The organism is Staphylococcus sp. HMSC62A08, assembly GCF_001839105.1.
GTDB lineage: Bacteria > Bacillota > Bacilli > Staphylococcales > Staphylococcaceae > Staphylococcus > Staphylococcus caprae.
Genome location: NZ_KV840027.1, coordinates 275,880 through 299,730 on the forward strand (window position 1 = coordinate 275,880; position 23,851 = coordinate 299,730).

The window sequence follows — 23,851 nt, forward strand, 5'->3', positions numbered from 1 at the left end:
ATAAAAGGAGTATGAAATGGTTAGCGAATCACAAGAACAACATCATCAAGCTTATCCTTCATTTAATAATGAATTTGCTTCAAAAAGAATAGTTAAAAGAGATTTTTGGTTAATCCCAATTTATGTATTTTCGTACATGGTATTACCGATAATACTAGGATTTTTAATTACTATTTTTTGGGGAGCATTAAATCCGCTTTTATCAGAGAAATGTCTATTTGACTACTTTATGAACGCGACATCAGTTTGTACAATAATAGGACAATTACTTTTCCTATTATCTTTTTATCTTATGCATCGTAAAACAATTGTACCCATTGCGATATCTCGTTTTAAAGCACTTAGAAAACATATTATATTAATTATAGGCACAATCGTACTCATTTATTTATTCAGTGCATTATACGGATATGCTATGGAATTTTCACCAGAAAGGTTCCAATTTGAAGATACTGAAAATAATAAAGAAATAGCGAAAATGTTCACGCATGGATGGTTAATTCCATTTCTATATATTGATATCGCAATTCTTACACCATTTGTAGAGGAATTATTATTTAGACATTTACTGATTCACGAATTAGGTAAGAAACTGACGTATGGTGTGACGTACGTGATATCTATCGTTGTATTTGCGGGCGTACATTGTATTGATGCGAAATCACCTTTTGAAATAGGACCATACTTAATTATTGCGACAGGTATCGTGGCCGCTTATCACTTTAGTGGTCGGAACCTTGCTACTACAATTACTATGCATATGACGATTAATACAATATCATTTATTATGATGGTATTTACTTTATAGAGTGAGGGCACACGTTGAGGCGTGTGCTTTTTTATTTTCAAGATAAATTAAATAATCAGAAAATATAAATATTTAATGACTCTAGTTAAAAATCTTATATTAGGGAATATAAATACGAATGGGTTCAGAGAAAGGAGCGTTAGTCTTGCTATTAAAAGTAGAAAATCTTACATATGAAGTGGATAAGCGAACAATATTAGACGACATCAACCTTAATATTGAAAAAGGAGAAACGATTGCTATCATTGGGCCTTCTGGAAGTGGGAAGAGTACGTTGTTAAAACAGCTTAACAATTTAATTAGCCCTACAAAAGGGAAACTCTATTTGCATGATAAGTTGTACGAAGAATACTCTCCAGAAGAATTAAGATCTCGTGTAAGTTATCTTATGCAACAGAGTGAATTGATTGGCTCAACCATTGAAGATAATATGAAATTTCCTTGTGAAGCGAGAGGGGATAAGTTTGATAAGGAAAAGGCAAAGCAACTCATCAATCAAGTAGGTTTAAGTAATTATGATTTAGATGCTGAGATAGAACACATGTCAGGTGGGGAACGACAAAGAATTACGATTGCACGTCAACTTATGTATGAACCTGAAGTCTTACTGTTAGATGAGTCAACAAGTGCTTTAGACACTAAAAATAAAGAAAACATCGAAAAGATTATTTTTAAATTCGCTAAAAAAGGGATAGCGATTCTTTGGATTACTCATAGTGATGACCAAAGTATGCGTCATTTTCAAAGAAGGATTACAATCACTGATGGTAAAATTTCGAATGATGAGGAGTTGAGCGGGTATGAGTAGTACAGCATTGTGTTTAACAGCACTGTTATTATTAATTCCAATATTTATTTCGTACAAGGAAGGCTTACATATTATTAAAGATTTAGTTATAGCTACTATAAGAGCTGCTATACAATTAATAATTTTAGGCTTCTTACTACATTATATTTTCAAAATTAATGAAAAATGGTTATTAATGATTTGTGTGTTAGTGATTATTATTAATGCATCATGGAACACAATTAGTCGTGCTTCACCAGTGATGCATCATGTGTTTTGGATTTCATTCGTAGCCATCTTTGTAGGTACTGCATTACCATTAGCGGGCACGATTGCTACTGGCGCGATTAAGTTTACAGCTAACGAAGTCATTCCAATCGGAGGAATGTTGGCGAATAATGGCTTAATTGCGATTAACCTAGCTTATCAGAATTTAGATAGGGCATTTGTTCAGGATATTTCAGGTATAGAATCGAAGTTAACCCTTGCTGCTACACCTAAGTTGGCATCGAAATCTTCTATTAGAGAAAGTATACGTTTAGCTATTGTTCCTACGATTGATTCAGTTAAAACGTATGGTCTTGTTTCAATTCCTGGTATGATGACTGGATTGATTATAGGGGGTGTACCACCTTTACAGGCTATAAAATTCCAATTGTTAGTTGTATTTATACATACAACTGCAACGATTATGTCAGCATTAATCGCAACTTACATGAGTTACGGACAATTCTTTAATGCACGACACCAACTCATCGCAAGAACCGCAGATGTTAAAGAAGATGATTAATAAATAAAAATGGAACGCCTTATATAATGATTTGAATTTGCATTTAAGCGTTCCATTTTTTGCCTTATTTAGATATTTTCTTTAAGTGTTATTTTAAAATGAATAGCATCATAACATTGTAAAATTTGAATTTCTCCTTCATGATAATTAATTGCTTCTTTGATAACTGAGAATCCTACGCCATGATTCTTTTTATCTCTTTTTGTTGTAACACTTCGTTCCAAAACATCCTCTAGATTAATATTTTTATCAAATCCCTCTCCGTTATCTTTATAATTTATGATTAACTGAGACTCACTTTTCTCTAGTTCTATTTCAATTGAAGGATTAAATTTATTATGTTGAATACTATTATCTATTAAGTTCATGAACAACCTTTCAAAATATAGTTTATTTCCATAAAAATTTGTTTTAGCTTCGAATAAATAGCCCACATGAATTTTTGAGTAATTCAAGGAAGAAATAAGTTTATTAATAGTTTGTTGTATATTAAACGATTGTTTGTCACTTTTCATTTGAGAAGTTTCCACATCAAAATTGGTACTTAAAGACTCAATTAATTTATTCATATATTGAGCTTTTTCAATAATTAAATTCTGATAATGCTTTTGGGTATCTGCTACTTTAATTAATTTAGAGTATCCATATATCGAAGTTAAAGGAGATTTTAAGTCATGAGATATCTGGTTTAACCATTTTTCTTTATAATAATTGATTTGATTTTGATAGATTCTGTCATTCAAAAGTTGATCATTGAGATTAGACAAAGATTCATTAAGTTCCGTGTATAATTTTTTTGATCTTTTCTTGATTTTACCTTCTTCAGGCTTGAACAGCTTTCCATTGGATAAATTTTTTATCCAGTCTGTATAGAAAAATAAAGGTTTAGTTAGTCGCTTAGATACAAAATAGGCTGTAATTAATGCTAAGATGATATCTAATATGATAAATATAGCTAATACGATATAAAGCTCATAGCCTTTAATATCATTTGAAGTTGAAACTTCATCAGGACCTAGTACAGGTCTTTGATTGGTATTTTTATAAAAACTTATTTGTTGATTGTTATTTAGATTATAACGATATTTATTAAAGTCTTGAGTTGCAATGCTATCTAATAATTTACTTGTACTAACATCATCAATATTTTTTATTGAAGTATGAGATTTATTCTTATAAATAAATACGAAGTAACCACCTTTATAGAAGGGGATAGAATGAGCGTAATTGATATTTTTTGATATTTCATTTTTTATGGATATATTTGATTTATTTTTTGGATATATTACTTTTTCTTTATTATTAATTATATAAATCTTAGTATTGGTTTTACTAGCTAAGCTTTTTAAGTGGTTATCTGGTTCAGTTTTGTTTGAAAACAAATTGAAGTAATCAGGATCTAAATTTCTAAAATCACCGTAAATATATTTAAATGAAAAAAATATAACGAATATAATAGTAGTAAGGGTTAATATTAAATTGATTGATAAAAATATCGCCAAGTATTTAAAGAACTTAAGTGTAAATCTCTTATTCATCTTTAACTTCCTTATACATATATCCTTTGCCTCTCACTGTTTTTATTAATTGAGGATGATTGGCATCGGACTCAATCTTTTTTCTAAGCGTTCTAATATGAACCATTAAAGTATTATCATCCACACTCGTGTGAAATCCCCAAACTTTCTCATAAATTTGGTCTTTAGAAAGAACTTGATTTCTATTATTTACAAGAAAAAGCAATAAATCATATTCTCTTGAAGTTAAATTTATAGTTTTATCTTTTACCTTAACTTCTGTAGAATTAAAATCAATTTTAAGATTTTTATAACAATAACTCGTTTTATCATTATTTAAATGTAGTGCTACTCTATAGTATAATTCCATTGGATCAAATGGTTTTTTTATGTAATCTACTGCTCCATTTTCAAACCCTCTATACACATCAATTGAAGTGTTTTTGGCTGTAACTACTATGATGGCAGTTTCATTTAAATTCACGTATTTAATAAGTTGGTAACCATCTTCAGAGTTTAAATTTAAGTCCAACAAAATAACTTGGTAATGTGCTTGTTCAATCATTTCTTTTGCTTTACTAATTTCTGATGCACAATCAATATTTGTAATACCCTGATTGCTTAAAGATAGCTTTATTAGTTCTTGGATATCTCTATCATCTTCTATAATTAAAATTCTACTCATATATAGACACCTCAACTTTAGTTTAATTCTAAATACTTAAATAAACTATGAATATTACAAGATTTAAGGAAGAATTAAGGTAAGTATAAAATGATTTTAAGTTTACCTCTCTATACTGGCATTAATAATTAAAAGAGAGGTAATAAGATGAGAGGACTTGCAAATGTATTAAGTATTATAGCGACACTATTTGGAGTCGTTTTATTTACAAGATTTATTTGTATATTACTAAATCAATATTATCATTTAAATATTGTATATAAAGATCTCATTTACAATGATTATCTAATGTACACACTGATGATAAGTATGGTATTATGCATTATTATCGAAGAGTATATAAGACATCACTTTTTAAATGAAGATGAAAATAAAAATTAACGTAATAGACACCAAAAATGAATTTTATATTATATAATGAAACAGTTACGAATCTTTAAAATAGTTTGTAGCTGTTTTTATTTTTGGCTACAAATCTTTCTAAGACAATCTATTTTTTGTGAAAGGAGATTAATTATGTCTATTGTGCGAATTGCAACTTTTATATTGAGTGTTTTTATTGTGGGAATGGTCGAAATGATGGTTGCTGGAATTATGAATTTGATGAGTCAAGATCTTCATGTTTCAGAGGCGGTCATTGGACAGCTCGTTACGATGTACGCCCTCACGTTCGCAATTTGTGGTCCAATTTTAGTGAAGCTGACAAACCGATTTTCAGTACGACCGGTTTTATTGTGGACGTTATTCGTCTTTATTATTGGTAATGGTATGATTGCGATTGCGCCAAATTTTCCAATTCTAGTGGTTGGACGAATTTTATCTTCAGCAGCAGCGTCGCTAATCATCGTAAAAGTCTTAGCACTTACAGCCATGCTGACTAAACCTAAGAATAGAGGTAAGATGATAGGCGTGGTTTATACTGGATTTAGTGGTGCGAATGTCTTTGGTGTACCTATTGGAACGATGATAGGTGACTGGGTTGGTTGGCGTTTCACGTTCTTATTTATTATGTTGGTCAGCGTTGTAGTTGGTTTATTAATGATGATGTATCTTCCTAAAGATCATGAATTAGCACATGCCAATCCTTCTTCTGAAAATGAAACGCAAACACCATCACGTATTTTACGACCTGCTGAAATAGTAAAATATCTCATTATCACATTTCTCGTACTTGTAGCAAATTCAGTGACATTTGTGTATATCAATCCATTGATATTATCTAAGGGACATGAATTGTCATTTGTTTCTCTCGCATTACTCGTTAACGGTGTTGCGGGTGTCATTGGCACATCACTTGGTGGTGTTTTTTCAGATAAGATTACAAGTAAGCGATGGTTAATCATCTCAGTATCGATATTTATCATCATGATGCTTATATTAAATCAAATTCTAGCTGGAACTGTGATATTACTGATTGGGTTATTCATTTGGAATATTATGCAGTGGAGTACGAATCCAGCTATTCAAAGCGGTATCATTGAACATGTTGAAGGTGATACGAGTCAGGTTATGAGTTGGAATATGTCCAGTCTTAACGCAGGAATTGGATTTGGTGGCATCGTTGGTGGATTAGTCATGTCACATTTATCCGTTCAAGCTGTGACGTATACAAGTGCAATTATTGGATTATTAGGCCTGATTGTTGTTTTAACTTTAAAGAATATTCATTATGCTAAAAATTAAAAACTGGTACGCTCATGAATAGAGAAGATGAGCGTACCAGTTTTATTTGTATATAAAAGTAGATTGCGTATCACGTTGATACGGAGACCAAGGCATTTCACTATATCTTGCAAAATATGCTAAATCTGATATCATGCGCTGACTTAAGTCTATATCACTTTTAATGATGTCATATTGATTTGTAGTTAAAATATCTAAATGGCCAAACCAAAACACGATATCGAGAATATGATAAGCAGTTTTAAAATGTGTACTATTCGGACGGCACCAATCAAAACGTGCGAGCCATTTATGAGGTATTTGGATGTGTTGTAAAAGGTGGATGGCTGGTTCTTTAAAGTAGTATTGAGTGATGAGCTCTCTTTGTTGTTGTGCAGTTCGTGCATGATTTTCAGAGATTTCAATATCATACAATTTCATTACTTCGACAAAACGTGAAGGTGAGAGTGTTCTTGATTCATTTTCAATATAAATGTCACCTTCAGAACTTGTAAAACTCATGAATACTGGTTTCGGAAAGTCATCTATCGTTCTTGTCATTATAGAGCTTTGAATAGGACGATAAATTAAATCTAGACTTCTCGATTTACCTCGTTCTGATTCATGTAAATCCATAAGGCGTAAGATGTCTTCGTGAGTAAGAGATTCAAGAGATTTTCCTGGGTAATAGGTATTAATCAACGTTGAAAAATGATTCGCCTTTAATTGAGCGTTCTCTTTAGTTTCATTAAATAACGCACCACTCAACAACATGACTTTATGATAATACGTATCTAATTCAGGTACTTGCATTAAAGCATGGATGCTCATACTCCCTGCAGATTGTCCCATTAAAGTGACATTGTTAGGATCACCACCAAAGTATTCAATATAATGATGCACCCATTTTAAAGCATTCATCTGATCAGAAAGCCCGTTGTTATAATCAAATTGAGGGTTTAGCGCTGACCAATCTAGAAAGCCTAATGCACCTAGGCGATAATTAAATGTAATGACAATGATATCTTCTTTTTCAACGATATGGTAAGGATTATATAACTCTGCTGTTCCATGTCCCTGTGTAAATCCACCCCCGTAAAAATAAACAACTACGGGTTTTATCTTATTGCTATGACTTTTTCTCCATATATTGAGATACAGACAATTTTCATTTTGTATAAAACTGTTAAAACCATTTTGTTGAGTTGAAAAGAAATCTTCAAGCGCATTATAAGGTTGAGGTGGAATAGGTTGGACCTTCCTTGCATCAATATATGAGTTGCTGATTCCATGGTTCAATTGAGAATGTTTAAAACGTGAAGTTGCATTGAATGGTTGCGCATAGGGGATACCTAAGAATCTATCAATTTGACCATCACTGATTCCATTAATCGTTCCACCCTTAACGTTAACTTCTACCATCTCTTCATCTCCTTAATGATCTTATTTTAAATAGTAACATTAAAAAACGCTCGAGACATTGATCTCGAGCGGCAAACTGTAGAGAAACCCTTTCACTCATCGTCGTCTTATGCATGCCTAGCTCATTTACTAGTAGTAGAATCTAAAGCTTCACTACTTCTATAGAAGTTAGTGAAACTTACGTATGAATTAAAAATTCAGACGTTCCTTTAAGTAAGTACGAATCCTCCATTGACAAGGGTTTTCTATCAGTCTGCTTAATTTATTTTACTTTGTTGACAAACTTAACGCTCGAGACATTGATCTCGAGCGTTAGGTCATGTGATTTAGTTGTTTTGTTCTTGGCGGTCTCTTTCTTTCCAATCTTTATGTCTTGCTTTTCTACGGCGTTTTCTTAATTTATCGCCCATCTTCTTGTTCAATTTATTAGCACGTTTGAAGTAGATACTTTCGAAATAACTTGTCGTACCTAATTGATAGAAGATTAATGCGACGATTGCAATCACTAAGAAATCCCATGGATAATGAATCCAGTTCATACCTTTGAATTCTTTACTTCCTATGAATGATAAGAAGGCTAGAACGATAAGATAAATGATAATCCATAAACTACCGCCGATTTGTTTTTTAGTATTTTTCCAATTCATCTTATATTCATAGAAGAAATAAATTGGTAAACCTAAAATAATAATGAAAATAACTTCTGCAGTTGTCGGCCACATTGCCCAATAAATTGCAAGTGACGCAAGAACGAATGACAATGGTGCCATAAATTTCAAGATGTTCGCTTTGAATGGACGTGTCATCTTAGGTGCCATTTTACGTAATGAAATAACTGTTGTTGGACCTGTTAAGTAAGCAACGAGTGTTGCAGTGGAAATAACAGCTGCCAATGTACCCCAATCACGGAATAATGTAACCATAATCATACTTACAATCGCGTTAAATGCAATGGCAACACGCGGAATATTATATTTTTCATTCATTTTTCCTAAGAATTTAGGAATATGACCATTCTTTTCCATAGCGCGTAATACACGACCAGTAACTGCGACGAATGATACGCCAGTACCAAAAGGAGATACTACGGCTTCAACATATAATAAAATAGCAAGCCAGTTAATTCCTAATAAGATCGCCATATCTGCGAATGGTGAATTGAAGTTGATACCATTCCAACCATGTTCATGAATCATAGAACTTGGCATTGAAGTAATAAATGTACTTTGAAGAATGATATATAATACTGCACTTAATGTAAGCGAAATCGCAATACCACGTGCAATATTTTTCTCAGGATTTTTAATTTCAGAACCCATATTAATGATTGTTTGGAATGCATTAAATGAGAAAATGATACCTGAAGTTGTTGTCGCAGCAAAGATTGGTGCACTACCATATGGCATGAACGTACTTGCTGAGTGACCATAGTTGTTTGTATCAAATCCTGAAATCATTAACATAATGATTGTTAATAAAGGTACTCCCAATTTAAATACTGAAATTAAACTTGTAAATGAAGTTAATAATTTAACTGACCAGTAGTTTAAAAGTGAGAAGATTGCGATAATGATGTAAACGGCAAATAAACCAATCGTACTGATGGAACCGTCTTTCATTAAAGCTCCCATAGGTTTAGCCCAGTCCCAAGGCCAAGAACTCATATACTGTACAGCAGAAACAGCTTCAATTGGGATAATTGTTACGAGTGAAACCCAATTGGCCCATGCTGCAATGAATCCAAGTAGTGATCCGTGAGTATACTGTGCATAGTTACTCATACCGCCTGATTGAGGGAACATTGTTCCGATTTCGATATAGTTGTAAGCTATCGTACCAATAACTACGAAACCAATAATCCAAGAAATGATGGCGGCTGGACCCGCGATAGATGAAGCCTCCCATGCACCGAATAACCAACCAGAACCGATAAGAGAACCAAGTCCTAGTAAGACGAGTTGCGAGAGGTTAATCTTACTACTTTTCGATTTATTATTTTTTTCCATAATTACTCCTTTTTATATGCTGAAAAATTCAACAAATTACTACGCTACAATTATACGCTAGATTATTTAATAGTCAAATTGTGTATTTGTATAAATTTAATAAACTTTGCATAATTCGATTTTTCTGAAAATTAATTATATAATAGGCTTTAATACTAAATAAAAGGATTGGAAAGATTAAATAATGGTGAATAAACAAAAAAATGAAAAAGTAGAAGAATTTTTAAATAAAGATAGTCAATGGCAAGAATGTTATCAATTTCTTAGAGATTTAATTTTTCAAGATACAGAACTTGAAGAAACTTATAAATGGATGCACCCGTGTTATACATTAAATGGAAAGAACGTGGTTCTCATTCATGGCTTTAAACATTATGTAGCGCTTCTTTTCCATAAAGGTGCCATACTAGAAGACAAATATGGGACATTAATTCAACAAACTGAAAAAGTACAAGCAGCACGTCAACTACGATTCGAAAGTTTAGATGAAATTAAAAATCGCGAAGAAGAAATTAAATATTATTTAAATGAAGCAACTAAAACTGAAAAAGCAGGTAAAAAAGTTGAGATGAAGAAAAATGAAGACTATGAAGTACCTGAAGAATTAGAACAGAAATTTGCAGAAAATCCACAACTTAAAGAAGCTTTTTATCAGCTAACACCTGGACGACAACATCAATACCTGTACCATTTCTCACAAGCAAAACGCAGTCAAACACGTATTAATCGCATTGAAAAGTATGTGGAACATATTTTAAATGGAAAAGGTATGCAAGATAAATAAAACGGAATTTATCTATAGCACGACAGCACGACAAAATCACATCGACTCAACCCGAATCAAAATAAACTGCCGATAAAGCCAAAGACTTTATCGACAGTTCTAAGTGAACAGATTCCAACTTGTTCACTCTTTTTATTTCACTCTAAATTCGTATAGAATTATTTTTGGTCGCCATTCAAACGTACTAAAATTTTAGCTTGAGATTTGTCATTTACAAGTTGATTAAATCCACTTTCAACGATATTATCTAATTCAATTTCATCAGTAACTACATCTTTAACATTTAAGCTACCGTTTGCGATTAAGTCGATAGTTTGTTGGAACGTTGTAGGTATGTAAGCAATTGTAGTTGTTAATTTAACACCTTTATTCATTTGTAGTAGTGGGTTAAATTCTACCGGATGACCGAAAATAGCCACAATCACTGATGTGCCTCGAGGACGTGTCACTTCGATAGATTGTTGTAATGTAATACCTACGCCAGCGACTTCAAATGATACATCTACACCATTGTCAGTATGTTCGTAAACTGCTTTCACTGGGTCTACATTTGCAGAATTGAAGGTATGTGTTGCACCAACGCTTCTCGCTTTCTCTAAACGTTCTTCAGATAAATCGAAGACAAAGATTTTACTTGCGCCAGCCGCTTTCGCTGCGATAACAGTTAATAAACCAATTGGTCCTGCTCCAAATACTGCGACAGTGTCACCGAATAATAATTCGCCTTCCTTAACTGCTTGTACTGCAACGGCAGTTGGTTCTACAAGTGCGCCTTCACGTGCTGTTACATTATCAGGTAAATGATATACATTTGTTTCAGGTGCATTAGTGAATTCAGCAAATCCACCGTCTGAGCCTAAACCAATAAATGAATAACCATCATATAAATCGATGTTTTCTTCTTTTTCACGTTTAGAAACTGTAGGATTTACAACAACACGGTCACCTTTTTTGAAACGCGTAACGTCTTTACCGACATTTTCTACCACACCTGAAAATTCGTGACCTAACGTCACAGGTGCTTTTTGACCTAATAGTGGGTCGGGTTTGTCTGTTGAAATGAAAATAGGTCCTTCTAAATATTCATGTAAGTCTGTGCCACAAATACCTGTCCATGATACTTTCACTTGAACTTCATTATCTTTTAATGCTTTAGGTTCGCGATCCTCTACACGTACATCTTTTTGTCCATACCAGACTGCTGCCTTCATATTTAACAACCCCTCAATTGTAAATTTGACATCCGAAACTTCTTCAGTCTTTTGATTAGCGTAATAATTCTTATTACACTTTGAGAATAATACTATTATTATGGGATTTCAATAGTTTATGACAAAATTATGTGAAATAATTCACTAAATTTTAATTTCCTATTTTTTCTCACTGAAAATTAATTTTCCAATGTTATAAATGTAGATATCATTGCTTTTTTATAAAAACTTTAACTTAAAAAATTGTTACTATGTGCCCGTGAGCAATGTTTAATAAAATAATATAGGGTATATAGTTATGTAACGGTCGAAGTTCAAGCTAGCCCATGAGTATACAGTTTTGAGCAAGCTTTGTTATTACTCGTGTATGATTACATATTTAAAATTTTAAAAGCAAAGGCCTCTGCGCTCTTGTTTAACTTATGAAACTATTTGTTTAACAACTGCTCTTGAGGTCTTTTATTTTTGAAAATGAGCTTCGTTACTTTAACCACAAGAAAGGGGAACACAACTATGTTAAGTATCAAAAACTTAACCAAAATTTATTCAGGGAATAAAAAAGCGGTTGATAGTATCACTTTGGATATTGAATCAGGAGAATTTATCGCATATATTGGGACAAGTGGTAGTGGTAAGACGACTGCCTTACGTATGATTAATCGTATGATTGAGGCAACTGACGGCCAAATTACGATGAATGGGAAAGATGTGCGTAATATGAATCCTGTTGAATTGCGTAGAAGTATTGGTTATGTCATTCAACAAATTGGATTAATGCCACATATGACTATTAGAGAGAACATTGTTTTAGTACCTAAACTCTTAAAATGGTCTAAAGAAAAGAAAGATGCTAAAGCGAAAGAATTAATTAAATTAGTAGATTTACCTGAGGAATATTTGGATCGTTATCCTGCACAATTATCAGGAGGTCAACAACAACGTATCGGTGTCGTACGTGCACTGGCTGCTGAACAAGACATCATTTTAATGGATGAACCGTTCGGAGCACTGGATCCAATTACTCGTGACACGTTACAAGATTTAGTTAAAGAATTGCAACAAAAATTAGGTAAAACATTTATTTTCGTCACACATGATATGGATGAAGCCATCAAATTGGCAGATAAAATTTGTATCATGTCAAAAGGGCAAGTCGTTCAATACGATACGCCAGATAATATTTTAAGAAATCCAGCTAATGATTTCGTTAAAGATTTCATTGGTCAAAATCGTCTTATTCAAGATCGTCCGAACATGAAGACAGTAGAAGGTGCCATGATTAAGCCGGTAACTGTTCATGCAGATGATTCATTAAATGATGCGGTCAATGTGATGAGACAACGTCGTGTAGATACGATTTTCGTTGTGAATAATCACAACACGTTGCTAGGGTTCTTAGATATCGAAGACATTAATCAAGGTTTAAGAACAGGTAAAGAACTTATCGATACAATGCAACGTGACGTATATAAAGTACATATTGATTCGAAATTGCAAGACTCTGTGCGTACCATTCTTAAACGTAATGTAAGAAATGTGCCAGTCGTCGATGATCATAACCAACTCATTGGCTTGATTACCCGCGCCAACTTAGTAGATATCGTTTACGATTCTATCTGGGGTGAAGACGAAAGTGAGACTGCTAAGGCTGAGACCTCTTCTGAAAATGGTTCCCACAATCGTGTACAACAAGAGCAAGAAGAGAATATTGCGAAAGAATCGGAGTTACAACATAAAGGAGCCAACGAGCCTGACGATACTCAGAAAACGGGAGTTGATCAATAATGGGTGCATTCTTCCATGAGTATGGCGGTCAACTAGTATCAAAAACGATAGAACATTTCTATATTTCTATTATTGCGTTACTCATCGCAATTGTTGTAGCAGTACCTATAGGCATCTTGTTATCTAAAACGACACGTACAGCTAATGTCGTGTTAACAATCGCAGGGGTGCTTCAAACGATTCCTACGCTCGCAGTGTTAGCTATTATGATTCCGATTTTCGGTGTAGGTAAAACACCCGCAATTGTAGCTTTATTTATCTATGTATTATTACCGATTTTAAATAATACAGTATTAGGTGTGAAAAATATTGATAAAAACGTCATTCAAGCAGGTCAAAGTATGGGAATGACTAAAATGCAGTTAATGAAAGATGTGGAGTTACCACTTGCGTTGCCTTTAATTATCAGTGGTATACGTCTCTCAAGTGTGTATGTCATTAGTTGGGCTACACTTGCAAGTTACGTTGGTGCAGGTGGCTTAGGTGATCTTGTATTTAATGGTTTAAATCTGTATCAACCACCTATGATTATTAGTGCAGCAATTTTGGTTACACTTTTAGCATTAATCGTCGACTTTTTACTTTCATTAGTTGAAAAGTGGGTAGTGCCTAAAGGTCTTAAAGTATCTAGATAATTAAAAAGGGAGGAAACGTCATTGATGAAACATTTGAAATATACAGTTATTCTCATTGCATTGTCTCTCTTAGTATTATCTGGATGTAGTTTACCAGGCCTTGGTGATGGCAATGCAAAAGATGATGTCAAAATTACAACAACTGAAACAAGTGAAACAAAGATTATAGCTAATATGGAAAAGTTAATGATTGAACATGAAACAAAAGGTAAAATTAAGCCAACTTTAATAGGTAACTTAGGATCTAGTATTATCCAACATAATGCGTTGCAACGTGGAGATGTTAATATGTCAGCGGTTCGTTATACTGGCACAGAACTTACGAGTGTACTTGATGCGAAACCGACTAAAGATCCTAAAAAAGCGATGTCAGAAACACAACGTTTGTTTAAAAAGAAATATGACCAAAAATATTACAATTCTTTAGGTTTTGCGAATACTTATGCATTTATGGTCACAAAAGAAACTGCTAAAAAGTATCATTTAGAAAAAGTGTCCGATTTAGAAAAGTATAAAGACAAATTACGTTTAGGTATGGACACACAATGGATGAACCGTGCTGGTGATGGTTATCCTGCTTTCGTTAAAGATTATGGATTTAAATTTGATAGTGCACGTCCTATGCAAATCGGACTTGTATATGATGCACTCAAAAATAAAAAGTTAGATGTAGCCGTTGGTTATTCTACTGATGGTCGTATCGCTGCTTATGATTTGAAAATCTTAAAAGATGATCGTAAATTCTTCCCACCATATGACGGCAGTCCGTTAGCTACAGAAAAACTTGTGAAAGATAATCCAAAAATTGATAAAGCTTTGGAAAAATTACAAGGTAGAATTACGACGAAAGAAATGCAGAAATTAAATTATGAAGCAGATGGTAAAGGGAAAGAACCAGCAGTGATTGCAGAAGAGTATCTGAAGAAACATCATTATTTTGATGATGAAAAAGGAGGTCAAAAATAATGAAAGGTAATTTATTACATTCAATATTAGAGTATTATTCTCTCAACTGGGCCTTCCTTTTAGAGTTATTCTTTAAGCATTTATTGATGTCAGTGTATGGCGTCTTATTTGCATGTATTATTGGTATACCGGTTGGTATTTTTATAGCGAAATATAAACGTTTATCATGGATCGTCATAACAATTGCAAATGTTATTCAAACTGTACCAGCCATTGCGATGTTAGCCATTTTAATGTTAGCAATGGGTCTTGGACCAACGACAGTGGTAGTGACCGTTTTCCTATATTCATTACTTCCTATTATTAAAAATACGTACACAGGTATTGTTGAAGTAGATGACAATATTAAAGATGCTGGCAAAGGAATGGGGATGACAGGTAACCAAGTACTCCGTATGATTGAATTACCACTCTCATTATCGGTAATTATTGGAGGTATTAGAATTGCGCTTGTCGTAGCCATTGGTATTGTAGCGATCGGTTCATTTATCGGGGCACCTACACTCGGAGATATTATTATTCGCGGTACGAATTCAACTGATGGTACAACATTCATTTTAGCTGGCGCCATTCCAATCGCATTAATAGCAATTATTATAGATATTGGCTTACGTTTCTTAGAAAAACGTTTAGACCCAACCCGTAAAAATAAAGGACAAGAACACCAAGTTCAAAAATTAAGCTAATATCAAAAAATGAATACTTAATACAAAATATAGCTCCTAAAAGAAGTGATTACAAAACTTCATTTTAGGAGCTATTATCATGTGATTAATATCTTAAGATGTTATATAAGAAATGATATGAATTTTTTTATAGTAAGATGGGTGCGAGTATAGGCACAACAGCTACCACAATAACACCTACGATAACTACGGCAATACTCCCCATTGATTCTTCCGTTTCTCCTAAATCTTTAGCAGCAGCGACACCTAACGTATGACCACTTGTCCCTAATGCTAAACCTCTCGCTATAGGATTAGAAATTTTAAATAGTTCAACTATTTTAATACCTAGCGCAGAAATCACAACCGCATTAAGAATAACGGCTAATGACGTTAATTCTTTAACCCCACCGATACCTTCAGATACAGGTAAGGCGATAGCTGTTGTTGCAGCTTGAGGTAACATTGATGCAATAATTTGTGAACCAAATTGGAATATTTTAGCTACTAGGTAGATGAGCATCAGTGCACTCACTGTTCCTATTGCAATGCCACCAAAGATTTCAAGCCAGTATTTTTTCAATACTTCACGTTTTTTATATAACGGAATAGCGAAACTAATTGTAGCCGGCTCTAAGAAGAAGAAAATAACGTCACCACCAACTTTATATTGTTGATAGCTGATGCCAGTTACTTTTAAAAATACAATCCCTACAACCATACTGACAAATAAAGGTGCTAATAAAAAGAATCCGTTCGTCTTTTTATAGAAATATGTAGCAATCACAAATGGAATTAAGGACAGTAAAATTCCAAAGTAGGGTGTATTGATTCCTAAATGTTCAATCATTGTTTAACCTCCGATTTGACTCGTTTCTTTATTTTTCTCTCTAGAAGGGAATAATGATTTCGTCACTAAGAGTTGAGAGGCGAAACCAGTGCAGACGAGTAACAAGATAGTAGAAATAATAATCAATAATATAATTAATATTGGGCTCTTGCTTAAAATAGGCAAAGAATTGATTACTGAAATACCAGCTGGAACGAATAAGAAACTGATATTATTCGTTAGTGCTGTTCCTACTGTTTCAACTTGTTCTAGTTTGACGATGCCAGTACATAATGCGATAAATAGCAAGACGAGACCTATCACTGAAGCTGGCATTGGAATCGGAATAAATGATTCGATAATTTTAGCAATAAGTAAGACGGCAGCTAATGTTAAAGCTTGTTGGAAAAAATGATATGTTTTTCCTTGTTGAACTTTCGTATCTTCATTATTCGAATTAGAGTTTATCAAAACAATAATTCCTCCTTTACTTTCTATAAAACACATTGTAATACTTATTATTTTTTAAGTGGTGTTTAATTTATACAAATATTCAAAACGTTAATAAATCGCCATAAAAAATATATTTTTTAGACTTATTTCATCATGTATAGTGACGTGGAAAAATTTTCAAGATCGTTGAATAAAGCACTTACATTCCTATAAAGACTGGTATGGATGATTAAATATGTCGGCATACGTATTCAGTAGAGTATGGAAAAATCAAAGTAGATAGTGTAGAATATGTTTCTATATTTACAAATTTTCTAAAAATTATAAGAAATTAATGTACAAATTAAGATAACTCACGTGACACATCATTATTTAAGCTAATTATTATTAAGTATTATATGATTTAAAAAGAGAATTGATGTGTGATAAAGTTTCTTAATGTATTATTTCTAAAAAAGCAGGGGAAACTTTTAGAAAGTTGTTTCGGGAAATTATATTAAGATGAGTTAGTCTTTCATGAATAGGGTTTCTAATTCAATAGGAGGAAAAGTGATTGATGGATACTTCAAGAGCATTTAGGGGAGATAACCGCTTATTATTAGGTATCATATTAGGAGTTATTACATTTTGGTTATTTGCACAGTCGTTGGTTAATTTGGTTGTGCCGTTGCAATCATCTTATAACAGTGATATTGGTACGATAAATATCGCCGTAAGTTTATCAGCGCTATTTTCAGGTTTATTTATTGTTGGGGCCGGAGACTTTGCGGATAAATTTGGGCGTGTCAAACTCACATATATTGGTTTGGCCTTAAATATCATTGGTTCAGTTCTTATTATCATCACGCCTTTACCAAGTCTATTAATCATTGGTCGCGCCGTTCAAGGTTTGTCAGCAGCTTGTATTATGCCGGCAACCTTAGCAATTATCAATGAATATTATATTGGTACTGCTAGACAACGTGCTTTAAGTTATTGGTCAATTGGATCATGGGGCGGTAGTGGCGTTTGTACTTTATTTGGTGGTATGATGGCTACCAATTTAGGTTGGCGTTCTATCTTTATCGTTTCAATTGTATTGACTATACTTGCTATGTTTTTAATTAAACACACACCTGAAACGAAAGCAGAACCTATTGGAAACCAACCATCCAAGTCTAAGAAGTTTGATGTCATAGGCTTAGTCATTCTTGTCGTTTGTATGTTAAGTATTAATGTTATTATTACGCAAACATCGAATTATGGTCTATTTTCTCCAATCATCTTGGGTTTAATCGCCGTGTTTATCATTTCTTTAATTGCCTTTGTGATATATGAAAATAGAGTTAAACATCCACTTGTTGATTTCGAGATATTTAAAAATAAAGGCTATACCGGCGCGACGATTTCTAACTTTATGTTAAATGGTGTAGCTGGCGGTGCTTTAATAGTAGTTAATACTTACTACCAACAAGAATTAGATTTTAATTCTCAACAAACGGGTTATATTTCACTTACATATTTAATCGCCGTCTTAATTATGATTCGTGTGGGCGAGAAAATTTTGCAAGAGTTAGGACCTAAGCGCCCGTTACTCATGGGAAGCGGTCTAACGGTGTTAGGGTTAATTTTACTATCGTTAACATTTCTCCCGGATTTCTGGTATATCACAGCAAGCGTTGTAGGATATTTACTATTTGGTGCAGGTTTAGGAATTTATGCCACGCCATCAACAGATACTGCAGTAGCTCAAGCACCAGACGATAAAGTTGGTGTTGCTTCAGGTGTATATAAAATGGCTTCCTCTTTAGGTAATGCCTTTGGTGTCGCAATTTCAAGTACAGTTTATAGTGTGCTTGCTTCTCAATTAAACTTATCATTAGGCGGTTTTACCGGCGTTATTTTCAATGCCATTGTTGCATTCATTGCTCTAGTGTCGATTTTAATTTTAGTACCGAAAAAACAATCAAATTTATAAGTGATTTAAGACTAGGAAAAATAGTTTTGTTTCTAAAAGGTAAACAAAGCATTGAAGGCAAGTTGCCTGCTGAATAGCATGAGCCTTTTAGGAACTGTGAAACTATATTGAATCTCCTAGTCTTATTTTTAGATAAAATTAACAGAAAATTTAGAAAAAATACTTATGATGCATTGACGCGCAGTAACAAAAGTTGTACTTTAAAAACAAAATCACTCAATTAAAGGGGGATGGCTTGCATGAAAATAGCAATTGCTGGTTCAGGCGCACTCGGTAGTGGATTCGGAGCTAAATTATTCCAACATGGTTATGATGTGTCACTTATTGATGGATGGGAACCACAAGTCACGTCAATTCAACAAGAAGGGTTACACATCGATATCAACGGTTCAATGTATCATTTTAATATTCCTATGTATCGTTTCTCTCAAATTCCACAAACTGAAGTCTACGATATTGTCTTCCTATTTCCTAAATCAATGCAACTCAAGCATGTTTTGGAAGACATACAACCTCATATACACAATCAAACAATTATTGTGTGTACAATGAATGGTTTAAAGCATGAACGTCTTATTCGAAATTATGTTGAAGAATATAGAATTGTACGTGGCGTAACAACATGGACAGCAGGAATAGACAAACCAGGACATACGCACCTCATGGGAAGTGGCCCTGTTGAAATAGGAAGTCTCGTTCCTGAAGGAAAAGATAATGTTAAAGTTGTGGTGGATATTTTAAATAAAGCTGAATTAAATGGGGTTGAGAGTGATAATTTGCATCAATCCATATGGAAAAAGATTTGCGTCAATGGAACAGCCAACGCGTTATGTAGTATCTTGGAATGTAATTTAGCAACATTAAATGATAGTAGTTATGCTAAAAATTTAATTTATCAACTGACACAAGAAATTGTTCATGTGGCTACAACAGATAATGTTTATCTTAATGTAGATGAAGTATTTGAGTATCTGATTAATTTAAATGAGAAGGTAGGACCACATTATCCATCTATGTATCAAGATTTAATTAAAGATCACCGTAAAACAGAAATTGATTATATTAATGGTGCTGTGGCTCAATTAGGTAAGGAAAATAATATACCAGCGCCAGTTAATACATTTGTAACAAATCTTATTCATTCAAAGGAAAATCAATTGAATACACAATAAAATTAAAGAAACAGCTTACAAGTTATAGCCTAATTAATGATTTCAGATATAAGGTTGAACGTATGCTGTTTCTTTTTTATTAATTTAAACGCTATCTCATGCTTTAGTATTTTACAAAAGGGTAAACAAATACACGTAAGATAAAAAGGAGATGAAATCATGTCCAGTACATGTCGACGTATCATAGTTACAGGAATTGTCGGTGGTTTTATTGGTGGAGCTGTGAAAATAGGCTGGGAAGCGCTTATGCCCCCGAGAACACCTGAACGTGAAGAAGAACCACCGCCTTTGACATTATTAAATCAAGTCGGATTACCTGAAAAAATTAAAAATGCCTCGTATACTTACAATCAGAATGAAATTCCTCTGACGGTCATGGGTATTCATTATGGTTTCTCAATTGTGCATGCGTTTGCGTATGCCGTCTTAGCTGAAAAGTGTTCCAAAGTAACTGCATTAAGAGGTGGTTTATTTGGAATTGCTGTTAATACCTTTTTCCATGAATATCTTTTACCGCAAATGGGATTAACTCCAAAAGTTGAGGAATTACCGAAAGAAGAACGTATTTCAGAATTATTAGGACATATCGTTTGGATGAATGCCATTGATTATGTCAGATCTGCTCAAAAGTAGAGTAGATTTGGGAATTCATTTTCAGAAAAATAGAAAGAGAAGGTGAATAAATTGAGTAAAATATTCGTAACAGGTGCAACTGGATTAATTGGAACAAGATTAACAAAACGTCTCAAAGAGGAAGGACATGAAGTTGCTGGTTTCACAACATCTGAACATGGCAAACAAAAATTAGAAAGTGCTGGAGTTCAACCCTATGTAGGAGACATCTTAAAGGCTGAAACGATTGATGCAGCGATTGAAGCATTCAAGCCTGAAATCATCATTAATCAAATTACTGATTTAAAAAATGTAGATATGAGTGCTAATACTAAAGTGAGAATTGAAGGCTCTAAAAATCTTATGGATGCCGCACTTAAACATAATGTGAAAAAAGTCATTGCTCAAAGTATTGCATTTACGTATGAACCTGGGGAAGGTTTAGCGACTGAGGAGACGCCTTTAGATTATAATTCAACAGGTGACAGAAAGATTACTGTAGACGGTGTTGAGGGCCTTGAAAAAGAAACTGCACGTATTGATGAATATGTGGTACTACGTTTCGGTTGGTTATATGGGCCTGGAACTTGGTACGGTAAAGATGGTATGATTTATAATCAATTTATTGATGGAGATGTTACTTTAAGTGATGGTGTAACATCATTCGTTCATCTTGATGATGCTGTAGAAACATCAATTCAAGCGATTCATTTTGATAGTGGTATTTATAATGTTGCTGATGATGAGCCAGTTAAAGGATCTGATTTTGCAGAATGGTATAAAAATCAATTGCAAGTTGATCCAAAAATCAATATTCAACCTGCGCAACCATTTGAAAGAGGCGTAGCAAATGATAAATTTAAAGCACAAGGTGGTACTTTAATCTATCCAAGTTGGAAAGATGGTATGGACCCTATAGAATAAAATAAAGGCACGATTTAAAGTAAAACATCGCAATCATTGATTGCGTTTACGTTTCACTTTAAATCGTGCTTTTTTAATTTTTTATTTATTCTATTTCCTTTTCTTGATTCTGATTTAAATGCTTTTTAAGATTAGCAGCTTCTTGACGTGCCAGCTTACCATAATAAGAGTGGGCAAAATGCATCTGAATAATTAAGAAACCAGCACTTATACTCCAGTATAACCCTAAAGCTGAAGCTGAAGTCAATGAAGCATATGTAATAAAGATGGGCGACACAACCATGATGACATAATACGTTGTTCGTTGATCTTTAGGATAATGTATTGAATTGACTAACGGCTGAATAAAATACATACTCGCTGCGATAATAGTCATAATTAAGTTAGGTTCTGTTAAATTAAACCATAAGAAATGAGGATATTTTGTAATACCATCACTAGTAGGGTATTTTAAGCTCATATATAGTCCCATAAGAATAGGGATTTGAATTATGACAGGCAAGCATCCGATCATATTTTTAAATGGATTAATACCATATGATTTATATTTCTTCATTAGTAATTGGTTTGCAGTGTTACGTTCTTCTTGTGAATCAGCATTTTTAATTTTCTCTCTAATTGCATCTAATTCAGGTTTTACTACTTTTGTTTTTTCGCGCATCATATGCATATTTTTCACTTGAATCAGCATTAAAGGAAGTAAGATAAACCGAACGATGAGTACAATCACAATAATGGCTAAACCATAATTATCATGAAAAAGTCTCCCTAAAAAGTGAAGTAAACCATCCATAGGTTTAACAAATGTATTGTAGAAAATGCCGGTCTGATTTTCTTTCTTAGAATAATCACAACCAGTTAAAAATATAATCAAACTTAACAATACTAGAGTGAGTCGTTTATGCATCGTCATCTTCCTTCTTCTTTCTATCTCTATTTGGGTAACTAAATTTTATCAAAAAATTACATACAAAGTATTAAAAAAAGCAAAAAATTGCACATCCTAAAAGTAACAAAATACGTACTTTTGAATGTGCAATCGTTCCTAAATGTTAAAAATCTTTGCTTAGATGCAATAAAATGCAATCTATGTTTTTGGCTGACGTGTCAAAATAACAACAGAAAGCCATATCATAATCATGAGCATGAAAATATAAAAACTAGCGATGAGCCACTTAGCATGTATCGGTAACCATGATAATACGAATGTCCAGCTAGCATTACCTAAAATAAATAATGGAAGCAAGTAAATGGCGATACTAAATAAAACAAAGAGTGTCAGTAGGAGTAAAAAACTGATAAACGCAATTTTTCTTTTATCATATACGATTCGTTTAAGTTTCAATTTATTTAAGCGACTTAGACTCAGTATCAGAAATATAAATGTGCCAATACATGAAAGAATTGTAATTGTGTGATTAAAATTTGCTGATTGATCAATTTTTTGCTCAATAGTTGTATAATGCTCATTATTTAAAATTTGCGAATTTAAATTGTCAGTTAAATTTGTAACTTGTGAAGAATTCATATTCGCTAATACGACAATGCCATATGATTTTTTCGGATTTAATAAAATTTCAGATGAGAAATTGTCTAAAGTGCCTGTGTGATAAATAGTATGGTCATTCGAATTAATAAACCAACCTGCACCATAACCATTTGCATCTGCTATACCCTCAGATTTAGAAATGGACTGATGGGATTGTTCAACAATAGATCGTGTTTTGTCGGAAGGTTCCAATTGCATTTTAATCCAATTTTCCAAATCTTTTGTGCTAGACATCATAAACGCTGAAGGTGTATCCCCAATATTGAATTCTGGTGTGGTTTTTTCAGTGTCACCACTGATTAATTCATAACCAGAAGCCTCATTTTTACCTTTTTTACTTGTAGTTTTGAACGTCGTATCTTTCATGTTTAAAGGTGATAATATATGTTCCTTAATATAAGATTGGTATGATTGGTGTGAAACGTTCTGAACAATGAGACCCAAAATATCGTAGTTCATATTAGAATATTCAAAGGCATCTCCAGGCGTTTCATTCAGTTCTTTACCTTTCGCATAGTCTACTATATTTTTAATACTATTATAGTCTTCAGAATAATGATCTTCTTCAGTGATATCGCTAGGTATACCACTAGTATGACCGAGTAGTTGCTTTATTGTAATGTCCTTTTTTT

23 protein-coding genes are annotated in these 23,851 nt (G+C 33.2%); 14 read left to right on the forward strand and 9 right to left on the reverse strand.

Going from position 1 to position 23,851, the window contains the following annotated elements:
• The first annotated feature begins 16 nt into the window (after positions 1 to 16).
• The 3 genes from HMPREF3264_RS02070 to fetB all read left to right on the forward strand — a co-directional run bounded on the left by HMPREF3264_RS02070 (position 17) and on the right by fetB (position 2,385).
• On the forward strand, positions 17 to 808 hold the full coding sequence (locus tag HMPREF3264_RS02070) for a CPBP family intramembrane glutamic endopeptidase (RefSeq protein WP_070871765.1): 792 nt from the start codon (positions 17 to 19) through the stop codon (positions 806 to 808).
• 145 nt (positions 809 to 953) lie between these two features.
• The gene (locus HMPREF3264_RS02075; RefSeq protein WP_070871935.1) at positions 954 to 1,616 is read left to right on the forward strand and encodes an ABC transporter ATP-binding protein; all 663 of its coding nucleotides are present in this window, start codon (positions 954 to 956) and stop codon (positions 1,614 to 1,616) included.
• Positions 1,609 to 2,385 (forward strand): ABC transporter permease, encoded by a 777-nt coding sequence (gene fetB / locus HMPREF3264_RS02080; protein WP_070830205.1) that lies wholly within the window; start codon positions 1,609 to 1,611, stop codon positions 2,383 to 2,385. Before HMPREF3264_RS02075 ends, fetB begins: the two co-directional genes overlap by 8 nt.
• A 68-nt stretch (positions 2,386 to 2,453) precedes the next feature.
• Here the strand turns inward: fetB and HMPREF3264_RS02085 are convergent, their stop codons facing one another.
• Together HMPREF3264_RS02085 and HMPREF3264_RS02090 are read right to left on the reverse strand one after the other, a co-directional pair.
• Complete coding sequence (locus HMPREF3264_RS02085) at positions 2,454 to 3,923, reverse strand: sensor histidine kinase (RefSeq protein ID WP_070871766.1); 1,470 nt, start codon at positions 3,921 to 3,923, stop codon at positions 2,454 to 2,456.
• On the reverse strand, positions 3,916 to 4,587 hold the full coding sequence (locus tag HMPREF3264_RS02090; RefSeq protein ID WP_070871767.1) for a response regulator transcription factor: 672 nt from the start codon (positions 4,585 to 4,587) through the stop codon (positions 3,916 to 3,918). The genes HMPREF3264_RS02085 and HMPREF3264_RS02090 overlap by 8 nt, the downstream gene beginning before the upstream one ends.
• 147 nt (positions 4,588 to 4,734) lie before the next feature.
• Between HMPREF3264_RS02090 and HMPREF3264_RS02095 the strand changes: the two genes are divergently transcribed.
• Complete coding sequence (locus tag HMPREF3264_RS02095; protein WP_070871768.1) at positions 4,735 to 4,968, forward strand: hypothetical protein; 234 nt, start codon at positions 4,735 to 4,737, stop codon at positions 4,966 to 4,968.
• A 135-nt stretch (positions 4,969 to 5,103) separates the two neighbouring features.
• Positions 5,104 to 6,270 carry an MFS transporter gene (locus HMPREF3264_RS02100; protein WP_070871769.1) on the forward strand — a complete coding sequence of 389 codons (1,167 nt, stop codon included), beginning with the start codon at positions 5,104 to 5,106 and terminating at the stop codon, positions 6,268 to 6,270.
• A gap of 42 nt (positions 6,271 to 6,312) precedes the next feature.
• Here HMPREF3264_RS02100 and HMPREF3264_RS02105 read toward each other — a convergent pair whose 3' ends face one another.
• Both HMPREF3264_RS02105 and HMPREF3264_RS02110 read right to left on the reverse strand, forming a co-directional pair.
• The gene (locus tag HMPREF3264_RS02105; RefSeq protein ID WP_070871770.1) at positions 6,313 to 7,671 is read right to left on the reverse strand and encodes a carboxylesterase family protein; all 1,359 of its coding nucleotides are present in this window, start codon (positions 7,669 to 7,671) and stop codon (positions 6,313 to 6,315) included.
• A gap of 326 nt (positions 7,672 to 7,997) precedes the next feature.
• A complete protein-coding gene (locus tag HMPREF3264_RS02110) occupies positions 7,998 to 9,677 on the reverse strand; it encodes an APC family permease (protein ID WP_002444186.1) in 1,680 nt (559 codons plus the stop codon).
• Positions 9,678 to 9,861: 184 nt separating this feature from the next.
• Here HMPREF3264_RS02110 and HMPREF3264_RS02115 point away from each other — a divergent pair, with 184 nt between their 5' ends.
• A complete protein-coding gene (locus tag HMPREF3264_RS02115; RefSeq protein ID WP_070871771.1) occupies positions 9,862 to 10,461 on the forward strand; it encodes a YdeI/OmpD-associated family protein in 600 nt (199 codons plus the stop codon).
• 158 nt (positions 10,462 to 10,619) lie between these two features.
• Here HMPREF3264_RS02115 and HMPREF3264_RS02120 read toward each other — a convergent pair whose 3' ends face one another.
• Positions 10,620 to 11,672, reverse strand: coding sequence for a 2,3-butanediol dehydrogenase (locus HMPREF3264_RS02120; RefSeq protein ID WP_070871772.1), 1,053 nt, complete (start codon positions 11,670 to 11,672; stop codon positions 10,620 to 10,622).
• 513 nt (positions 11,673 to 12,185) lie between these two features.
• Here HMPREF3264_RS02120 and HMPREF3264_RS02125 point away from each other — a divergent pair.
• Genes HMPREF3264_RS02125 through HMPREF3264_RS02140 form a run of 4 tightly spaced genes read left to right on the forward strand, consistent with a single transcriptional unit; the run spans position 12,186 to position 15,744 of the window.
• Positions 12,186 to 13,457 (forward strand): betaine/proline/choline family ABC transporter ATP-binding protein, encoded by a 1,272-nt coding sequence (locus tag HMPREF3264_RS02125; RefSeq protein WP_070871773.1) that lies wholly within the window; start codon positions 12,186 to 12,188, stop codon positions 13,455 to 13,457.
• On the forward strand, positions 13,457 to 14,092 hold the full coding sequence (locus HMPREF3264_RS02130) for an ABC transporter permease (RefSeq protein ID WP_002444179.1): 636 nt from the start codon (positions 13,457 to 13,459) through the stop codon (positions 14,090 to 14,092). The genes HMPREF3264_RS02125 and HMPREF3264_RS02130 overlap by 1 nt, the downstream gene beginning before the upstream one ends.
• A 21-nt stretch (positions 14,093 to 14,113) precedes the next feature.
• Complete coding sequence (locus HMPREF3264_RS02135; RefSeq protein ID WP_176746801.1) at positions 14,114 to 15,058, forward strand: osmoprotectant ABC transporter substrate-binding protein; 945 nt, start codon at positions 14,114 to 14,116, stop codon at positions 15,056 to 15,058.
• Entirely contained in the window at positions 15,058 to 15,744 is a 687-nt protein-coding gene (locus HMPREF3264_RS02140; RefSeq protein WP_002444175.1) for an ABC transporter permease, read from the forward strand. The genes HMPREF3264_RS02135 and HMPREF3264_RS02140 overlap by 1 nt, the downstream gene beginning before the upstream one ends.
• A gap of 127 nt (positions 15,745 to 15,871) precedes the next feature.
• Here HMPREF3264_RS02140 and lrgB read toward each other — a convergent pair whose 3' ends face one another.
• A complete protein-coding gene (gene lrgB, locus HMPREF3264_RS02145; protein WP_002444173.1) occupies positions 15,872 to 16,573 on the reverse strand; it encodes an antiholin-like protein LrgB in 702 nt (233 codons plus the stop codon).
• 3 nt (positions 16,574 to 16,576) lie between these two features.
• Positions 16,577 to 17,023: an antiholin-like murein hydrolase modulator LrgA gene (gene lrgA / locus HMPREF3264_RS02150; RefSeq protein WP_037541652.1), complete on the reverse strand. Its 447-nt coding sequence runs from the start codon at positions 17,021 to 17,023 to the stop codon at positions 16,577 to 16,579.
• A 538-nt stretch (positions 17,024 to 17,561) separates the two neighbouring features.
• On the opposite strand from lrgA, the gene HMPREF3264_RS02155 reads away from it, so the two are divergent.
• The 4 genes from HMPREF3264_RS02155 to HMPREF3264_RS02170 all read left to right on the forward strand — a co-directional run bounded on the left by HMPREF3264_RS02155 (position 17,562) and on the right by HMPREF3264_RS02170 (position 21,670).
• Positions 17,562 to 18,962, forward strand: a complete 1,401-nt coding sequence (locus HMPREF3264_RS02155; RefSeq protein WP_070871775.1) for an MFS transporter — start codon at positions 17,562 to 17,564, stop codon at positions 18,960 to 18,962.
• A gap of 239 nt (positions 18,963 to 19,201) precedes the next feature.
• Positions 19,202 to 20,134 (forward strand): 2-dehydropantoate 2-reductase, encoded by a 933-nt coding sequence (locus HMPREF3264_RS02160; protein WP_070871776.1) that lies wholly within the window; start codon positions 19,202 to 19,204, stop codon positions 20,132 to 20,134.
• 159 nt (positions 20,135 to 20,293) lie between these two features.
• On the forward strand, positions 20,294 to 20,767 hold the full coding sequence (locus tag HMPREF3264_RS02165) for a DUF1440 domain-containing protein (RefSeq protein ID WP_070871777.1): 474 nt from the start codon (positions 20,294 to 20,296) through the stop codon (positions 20,765 to 20,767).
• Between the two features lie 51 nt (positions 20,768 to 20,818).
• Positions 20,819 to 21,670, forward strand: a complete 852-nt coding sequence (locus tag HMPREF3264_RS02170; RefSeq protein WP_070871778.1) for an NAD-dependent epimerase/dehydratase family protein — start codon at positions 20,819 to 20,821, stop codon at positions 21,668 to 21,670.
• 85 nt (positions 21,671 to 21,755) lie between these two features.
• On the opposite strand, the gene yidC is transcribed toward HMPREF3264_RS02170, so the two are convergent.
• Both yidC and HMPREF3264_RS02180 read right to left on the reverse strand, forming a co-directional pair.
• Positions 21,756 to 22,577, reverse strand: coding sequence for a membrane protein insertase YidC (yidC, locus tag HMPREF3264_RS02175; RefSeq protein ID WP_070871779.1), 822 nt, complete (start codon positions 22,575 to 22,577; stop codon positions 21,756 to 21,758).
• A gap of 180 nt (positions 22,578 to 22,757) precedes the next feature.
• On the reverse strand, positions 22,758 to 23,851 hold a 1,094-nt coding region (locus HMPREF3264_RS02180), incomplete at its 5' end, for a serine hydrolase domain-containing protein (protein ID WP_070871780.1).

What these genes read in the sequence shown, in the direction of transcription:
- HMPREF3264_RS02070 (WP_070871765.1), top strand. Translation starts at nt 17, where the DNA reads ATGGTTAGCGAATCACAAGAACAACATCATCAAGCTTATCCTTCATTT.
- fetB (WP_070830205.1), top strand. Translation starts at nt 1,609, where the DNA reads ATGAGTAGTACAGCATTGTGTTTAACAGCACTGTTATTATTAATTCCA.
- HMPREF3264_RS02085 (WP_070871766.1), bottom strand. Translation starts at nt 3,923, where the DNA reads ATGAATAAGAGATTTACACTTAAGTTCTTTAAATACTTGGCGATATTT.
- HMPREF3264_RS02090 (WP_070871767.1), bottom strand. Translation starts at nt 4,587, where the DNA reads ATGAGTAGAATTTTAATTATAGAAGATGATAGAGATATCCAAGAACTA.
- HMPREF3264_RS02095 (WP_070871768.1), top strand. Translation starts at nt 4,735, where the DNA reads ATGAGAGGACTTGCAAATGTATTAAGTATTATAGCGACACTATTTGGA.
- HMPREF3264_RS02100 (WP_070871769.1), top strand. Translation starts at nt 5,104, where the DNA reads ATGTCTATTGTGCGAATTGCAACTTTTATATTGAGTGTTTTTATTGTG.
- HMPREF3264_RS02105 (WP_070871770.1), bottom strand. Translation starts at nt 7,671, where the DNA reads ATGGTAGAAGTTAACGTTAAGGGTGGAACGATTAATGGAATCAGTGAT.
- HMPREF3264_RS02110 (WP_002444186.1), bottom strand. Translation starts at nt 9,677, where the DNA reads ATGGAAAAAAATAATAAATCGAAAAGTAGTAAGATTAACCTCTCGCAA.
- HMPREF3264_RS02115 (WP_070871771.1), top strand. Translation starts at nt 9,862, where the DNA reads ATGGTGAATAAACAAAAAAATGAAAAAGTAGAAGAATTTTTAAATAAA.
- HMPREF3264_RS02120 (WP_070871772.1), bottom strand. Translation starts at nt 11,672, where the DNA reads ATGAAGGCAGCAGTCTGGTATGGACAAAAAGATGTACGTGTAGAGGAT.
- HMPREF3264_RS02125 (WP_070871773.1), top strand. Translation starts at nt 12,186, where the DNA reads ATGTTAAGTATCAAAAACTTAACCAAAATTTATTCAGGGAATAAAAAA.
- HMPREF3264_RS02130 (WP_002444179.1), top strand. Translation starts at nt 13,457, where the DNA reads ATGGGTGCATTCTTCCATGAGTATGGCGGTCAACTAGTATCAAAAACG.
- HMPREF3264_RS02140 (WP_002444175.1), top strand. Translation starts at nt 15,058, where the DNA reads ATGAAAGGTAATTTATTACATTCAATATTAGAGTATTATTCTCTCAAC.
- lrgB (WP_002444173.1), bottom strand. Translation starts at nt 16,573, where the DNA reads ATGATTGAACATTTAGGAATCAATACACCCTACTTTGGAATTTTACTG.
- HMPREF3264_RS02155 (WP_070871775.1), top strand. Translation starts at nt 17,562, where the DNA reads ATGGATACTTCAAGAGCATTTAGGGGAGATAACCGCTTATTATTAGGT.
- HMPREF3264_RS02160 (WP_070871776.1), top strand. Translation starts at nt 19,202, where the DNA reads ATGAAAATAGCAATTGCTGGTTCAGGCGCACTCGGTAGTGGATTCGGA.
- HMPREF3264_RS02165 (WP_070871777.1), top strand. Translation starts at nt 20,294, where the DNA reads ATGTCCAGTACATGTCGACGTATCATAGTTACAGGAATTGTCGGTGGT.
- yidC (WP_070871779.1), bottom strand. Translation starts at nt 22,577, where the DNA reads ATGCATAAACGACTCACTCTAGTATTGTTAAGTTTGATTATATTTTTA.